The following is a 304-nucleotide window of genomic DNA, read 5'->3' on the forward strand; positions in this document are numbered from 1 at the left end:
CAACAGGAGCAAACCAAGGATTATACCAAACGCTTTCTGTTGAAAGAGGTAAGAAATATACTGCTTCTTGCTATGTGAAATCTTCATCTGGGCAAGGAATTATCCAAGTGAATGATGGTGCATCAGGTTATCCAGGCGCAACTATGGATGCAGGTGATGCAGGTAAAAATAAATGGGTCAAGTTGTACGTTACCTTTACCGCAAAAGGAAACACCGCACAGGTATACATCGGTAGAAGTGGTGGAGGTACAAATGGAACCTATTGGTTTACTGGTATTAAGTTAGAAGAAGGATCAAAGTTGAC

General features: G+C 41.1%; 1 protein-coding gene. It reads left to right on the top strand.

What is annotated here, in order from left to right; genetic code table 11:
- A partial coding sequence (locus tag ACSG5Z_RS30515) for a phage head spike fiber domain-containing protein (RefSeq protein ID WP_435712816.1) occupies nt 1-304 on the top strand: 304 nt, incomplete at both ends.

The organism is Bacillus pretiosus (genome assembly GCF_051294775.1).
In the GTDB taxonomy this organism is placed as follows: Bacteria; Bacillota; Bacilli; order Bacillales; family Bacillaceae_G; genus Bacillus_A; species Bacillus_A wiedmannii.